The sequence below is a fragment of the Rhodopseudomonas sp. BR0C11 genome, assembly GCF_010820945.1.
In the GTDB taxonomy this organism is placed as follows: Bacteria; Pseudomonadota; Alphaproteobacteria; order Rhizobiales; family Xanthobacteraceae; genus Rhodopseudomonas; species Rhodopseudomonas palustris_H.
Window position 1 is genome coordinate 1 of the sequence record NZ_QTKI01000329.1, and the last position, 5,537, is coordinate 5,537.

Annotated in this window: 4 protein-coding genes; 1 reads left to right on the top strand and 3 read right to left on the bottom strand. The window is 65.4% G+C overall.

Annotated elements, in window-relative coordinates; genetic code table 11:
• The coding region (locus DYI24_RS20100) for an AMP-binding protein (RefSeq protein ID WP_164573571.1) at positions 1-772 on the top strand (772 nt) is incomplete at its 5' end.
• A gap of 174 nt (positions 773-946) precedes the next feature.
• Here DYI24_RS20100 and DYI24_RS20105 read toward each other — a convergent pair.
• The 3 genes from DYI24_RS20105 to DYI24_RS28130 form a co-directional block, all read right to left on the bottom strand.
• The gene (locus DYI24_RS20105; protein ID WP_164573572.1) at positions 947-1,231 is read right to left on the bottom strand and encodes a high potential iron sulfur protein; all 285 of its coding nucleotides are present in this window, start codon (positions 1,229-1,231) and stop codon (positions 947-949) included.
• A 138-nt stretch (positions 1,232-1,369) separates the two neighbouring features.
• Positions 1,370-3,802: an MtrB/PioB family decaheme-associated outer membrane protein gene (locus DYI24_RS20110; protein ID WP_164573573.1), complete on the bottom strand. Its 2,433-nt coding sequence runs from the start codon at positions 3,800-3,802 to the stop codon at positions 1,370-1,372.
• Positions 3,803-3,902: 100 nt separating this feature from the next.
• On the bottom strand, positions 3,903-5,537 hold a 1,635-nt coding region (locus DYI24_RS28130; RefSeq protein ID WP_205523606.1), incomplete at its 5' end, for a DmsE family decaheme c-type cytochrome.

Consider the following 5,537-nt stretch of genomic DNA (forward strand, 5'->3'; position numbering starts at 1 on the left):
GCCGTCGATCTATCAGTTCATGTGCCAGCATCCGGCGTTCGCTGCGACCGACCTGTCGCGGCTGCAGTTCGCCGGCGTCGGCGGCGCACCGATGCCGGTGCCGCTATTGAAGATCTGGCAGGAACGTGGCTGTGCCCTGGTCCAGGGCTACGGCATGACCGAGACCAGCCCGGCGGTGCTGATGCTCGATGCCGACGATGCCGCGCGCAAAGCCGGCTCGGCCGGCAAGCCGGTGCTGCACGCCGACCTGAAGATCGTCGGTCCGGACGGCGAGCCGGTGAAACCGGGCGAGATGGGCGAACTCTGGGTGAAGGGCCCGAACATCACCCCCGGCTATTGGAACAGGCCGGACGCCAACCGCACGTCGTTCACCGACGGCTGGCTGCACACCGGCGATGCCGCGCGGGTCGATGACGAAGGCTTCTACTACATCGTCGACCGCACCAAGGACATGTACATCTCGGGCGGTGAGAACGTTTACCCGGCCGAGGTCGAGGACGTGCTGTACCAGCTGCCGGAGATTGCCGAAGCGGCAGTGATCGGCGCGCCTGATCCGCAATGGGGCGAAACCGGCGTCGCGGTGGTCGCGCTCAAACCCGGCCAAGAGCTGAGCGAGGCGAAGCTGCTGGCGCACTGCCGGGAGCGGCTGGCGCGGTTCAAATGTCCGCAGCGCGTCAGTTTCGTCGAAGCATTGCCGCGCAACGCCACCGGCAAGGTGCACAAGCCGACGCTGCGCGAGCGCATCCTGGTTCGCGAGACCGCCGACGCGTGATCGCGCTCCGCCGACGTTGGGCGCAGCGTATCGATCATGCGCGAGGCCGAAGGCCTTGCCCGACAGGCGGACGCCCGCAATGACGCAAGCTCCAGCTCCGACTGTATCGGACCCGGAGCTTGCGACCGCTGCGCCGCTCGTCGTTGCGCAGCAGATGACGTGATCGGCGGCGCGTTACGCCTTGCCGGCGTAGAGGCGGCACCAGCCGTTCTCGCTGATCGGGCTTTCGACCGTGATGCACGAGCTCGGCGGCCGGAACTGGCGGCAGGTGCCGCAGCGCTTGGCACCGTTCGGCGATTCCTGATAGCCGGCGTCCTTGTGCGAGGCCTTTTTGGTGACCTGGGCATTCGCCGCAGCCACGCCGGCGCCCAGCATCGCGGCGACGCTCGCGGCACCGACGCCGGCCTTCAGCAGCTTGCGCCGCGACAGCGGTGGCTGGTCATTGCGTTTGTCGTTCATCGTCTGTCGTCCTCCCATTGTTGTTGACGTTGGCTGGTATCGGCCGGCGGTCACGTCTTTGCCGCCGGCTGCAAGCTCGCCGCGTTCGCATGCGAGCCGATTCTGTCGCGAGGCGGCGCCGCGTGGCGTCGCTGCCGCTCACCATTTGGCGTTGAGCGAGACCTGGAAGTACTGCGCGTCGTAGTTCGGGTTGGTGGCGCCCATGTCGATCATCCGCGCCAGCGTGGTGTCCACTAGGTACAGATAGGGCGACATCAGATCCTGCTGCCAGTTGTCGACGCTGTTGCGCTCCCAGATGTAGCGCGCCTTGACGTAGACCTCCCCGGTCCAGCCCAGCTTCGCCACAATCGACGGATCGATGGTGTGCTTCAGCGACGCATCGAGCCGTTGATAGTTGGTCGACACCGTGGGGAACGGCCGATATACGCTGCCGCCGACATTCGCCAGCATCGCGTAGCCGTTATAAGGGCCGTAGTCCCAATCCTCGTGCGAGAACGAGATCGCATAGCCGAGCTTGAAATCCAGCACGCCGGGGATCAGCTCCAGCGTGCTGGCGATCAGGATGGTCTGCACCTTCTCGAGCGTGTTGCTGCCGAACGCATTGATCGGTGTGGCGTTGGGCAGGCCGGTCGCCGAGTTGGTCAGCGTGCCGCTGCCGACCTGGAAGCGATCATACGTTTCGTACAGATACGACGCCTGGATCGAGGAGCCTGGCGTGAAGCTGTAGGTGACGTCGATGCCGGCGTTCCAGGTGTTGCTCTTCTTCAGGCCGAAGAACAGCGGATCGTCTGGGTAGTCCTCAAATCGCAGGCCGGCGGTCGGTGAAATTACGAAATCCCGAAACACGCTGCCGGCCGGGCCCGAGATGTCGAGGAAGGCGTTGGCCTTGGTCTGGTTGCGGTTCGCCATATCGAACTTGCGCATTAGCAAGTTGGTGCCGTTGTTGGCGGTGGCGCTGTAATAGGTGTCGCGTGCCATCGCTAGGCCGTCGTAATTGTCGTAGCGGCGTTCGGAATACTGGCCGCTGGTGCGCAGCGTCGCAATGTCGTGAACCTTGAAGTCGGCGGTCAGCTTGCCGATGAATTCATTGGTCACGTTGGCGTCGCGGCGGGAGCGGTCCCACTGCTCCCAGCCGAACGTGCTGCCGAATGTGACCCATTTGGCCGGACGCCACTGCATTTCGCCGCTGGCATTCTGCTTGGTGTAGGACATCGACAGCGACCGCCGCGGGATGCCGGCAGCGATGCCGGTGGCGGACGAATCCTCGACCACGTAATTCGGCATCAGCAGTTCCGGCGTCTGGTTGTCGTTGTCGTAGTAGCGATAGCGCGTGGTGGTGCGGAATTCCGGCGTCCACTGGGTGGTGGCAGTCGTGTTGTAGAGTGCCGTGTTGACCTCGCCGTTGAGGCTCGAGGCTGGCAGCAGGAAGGTTGTGATGTTGGGATTGACGGTGAACGGCATGAAGGCTTCGTTCTGCCGCATCGTGGTGTATTGAAACGTGCTGTTCCAGCGCGTCTTGAACGGCAGATCGATGCCGGTGGTGACGCCGGTATTGTAGGCCTGATTGCTCGGCATCAGGCTGATCCGTGCCGCCGGCGAGAACACCCGCGGATTGGCGGGGTCGAAGAACGGATTCTGCACGGTGAACGAATTGAAGCTGTTGTCGTAGAGCGAAAAGCCGCCGCCGACCTGGACGTTGTAGTGACCGCCCCACGGCGTTGGACCGAAGTACTGGCCACTGAGCTTGCCGATCTGGGTGGTGTCGTCGATCGGCCGCGGCGCCTGCATCTGCTGCAGCCCGGTGGCGGCGAGGCCGCCAATCGGAAAGCCCGCGATCTGCCGGCCTTCGCGGGGCCCGTGGGAGTAGCTGGCTTTGACGTCCCAGTTCGGGTCGGGGGTCCAGCGATAGGCTGCGCTGCCCTTGCGGCGATCGATGCCGACGTCGATCAGGTTGGTCTTGCCGGCCAGCGCGTTGGTCACCGCGGCGCGCTGCGCGGCGGTGGTAGTAGTCGCAGGCGCCACGATCGACAAGCTGTTGCCGGGGATGGTGACCGGCGTGGTCAGCGTGGTGGTACCGACGCCGTTCCAGATGCTCAGCGCGCTGGTGTTGTAGAGATGCGGGATCTCGTCCCAACCCAGGGTGAGGTAGTGCTCGCCGGCTTTCGAGAAGTCGAAGACGTAGCGTTGATTGTTGTTGCCGATGTTGTCGGCGCGGAGCTCGTTCCAGTAGGTGCCGTCCTTGGTCTGCAGCGTCATCCGCAGATATTCGGCATAGAGTCCCGGCGCGATCCGGCCGTACTCTTCGAACTTCGAACGGTTGTTACGATCGCCGCCGCCGGCCGGATTGGCCGGCGATACCCAGGGCGTCGCCGATTTCGGCGGGCGCTGGATGAACGAGCGCCAGCCGGCTTCGAATTCCCCCGAATATGACCAGCCACCATGGGCCGCATCGAAATCGGGGATCGAGTGCGCCGGCTCCTCCTTGGCCGCCGTTTCGGCGGTCGCGCTCAACGGCATTGCGGTCACCACGGAGATTGCGGCGGACGTCAGCAGGAATTGCCTAAACGTCATTTCAAAGGCCCCCCTTCGCGCGAGTCGTTCCATCACCCTTGGCGGCTTGTTGGTGTGGCGAGCGACGGCGGCCGCAGCCGTCGCTGTCCCCGGCCCCGAGCTATCGGTGCCAGCGCGATCCGGACGGCGCATTGGAGCCGTGGATGTTGTTGTGACAATTCTGGCAGGCGTTCCCGACTGCCCAGCGCGCCGACGTCGGCAAACCTGGCTGGTTGTGCGGGTTGGTATGGCACTGCTGGCACAGCCGTTGCCGCGCGACGATCAGCAGCGACTCGTGGTTGGAGCCGTGCGGTTCGTGGCAGTTCAGGCAGTTCTCGCGGACCGGCGGATGTTCGAACAGGAACGGTCCGCGCTTGTCGGCGTGGCAGGTGTAGCAGGTGTCGTTGACGGTCGCCTCGCGCAGCAGCTTCTCGGTCGCGCTGCCGTGCGGGTTGTGACAATTGACGCAGGTGATTTTGGTTTCACGGATCGGCATGTGCGAGCTGCGCTGCACCTGCGCCTTGCGATCCTTGTGGCACTGGAAGCAGGTATCCATCACCTGCACGGTCTTGAGCTGATTGCGTGGCGACACCTTGCGCATCACGGTGTGGCAGTTGACGCAGGCGAGGCCGCGGGTCTCGTGCTGCGATCCCTGCCAGTAGGTCTGGTCACCTTTCTCGTGGCAACTCAGGCAGACGCTGTTGGCCTCGGCGACATCGAAGCCGCGGCTGTCGGTCGGCCGGAACGAGCGGATGCCGCCCTTCTCGCGGCCGCCGCCGCCATTGACGTGCGCCGAGCCGGGGCCGTGGCAGGTCTCGCATTCCATCTTGCCCTGCGGCGTGACCTTGCCGGACTTGATGTTGCGGCCCATCACGGTCTGCTGAAACTCGTCGAACAGGCCGGCGTGGCAGGTCTCGCACGGCTTGGAGCCGACGAAGTAACGGCCATCGGGATCGCCTGGTGCGGGCGCCACCATCGGCGCACGCCCGGCGGCCGCAGCCTTGGGCTCGCGCGTCGCGACCATCAGCACCGGCTGAGAATCATCCGCCTTGGCGGCGAGGATCTCGATGAAGCCGAACTGCTTCGGCTGCTCGATCGTGTCGTCGAAATTCTCCAGAGCGACCCAGGTGGTCACCGTGGTGGCATCGCGGACCGGCTCCGGCATCTCCGCCACGTAGTCAGGCTCGCGGGCTAAGCGCGCAGCCAGCGTATGGCGGGTCGCGTGAGACCGCAGGATGCGCTTTTCGCTGAGTGTGGCGAGGCGCAGCGAAGCCGCAAACCGCAGGGTCTGGTCGAGCTGCGGGCCTCCGTCGATCTGGGGAAGCGCCAGCAAAGCCTCGATTGAACCGTGTCCGGCAAACCGCGTGTCGAAGCGCGGACCGGCTGCAGAACCGCCGTGTGGTGAACCGTGGGGTGAACCATGCGCGGAGGCGCCGTGGCCCGACATGCCCCCATGCCCGCCGCCATGTCCGTCACCGAGCGCGAGGCCGTGGGCGGGCACCGGCGTGAAGTTCGGTTCGGTCTTGCCGGCGCTCTGCAGGCCACGCACGTAGTCGACCAGCGCATTGACCGACGGATCGACCGCGCCGACTTGGCCGTCATGCGGCAAGGCGGTGTGTTCGACCATCGCCGGCTCAGCGCCGGCTGGCCAGGTCCCCCAGGCCAGCGCAATCGATACGAACAGCGACGAGATCCAGCCCCCGCGGCCGCGCCGATTTTGGTCGCGCGCAGCCGCCGCCCCCCCGAGCCCCCCCCT

What these genes read in the sequence shown, in the direction of transcription:
- DYI24_RS20105 (WP_164573572.1), bottom strand. Translation starts at nt 1,231, where the DNA reads ATGAACGACAAACGCAATGACCAGCCACCGCTGTCGCGGCGCAAGCTG.
- DYI24_RS20110 (WP_164573573.1), bottom strand. Translation starts at nt 3,802, where the DNA reads ATGACGTTTAGGCAATTCCTGCTGACGTCCGCCGCAATCTCCGTGGTG.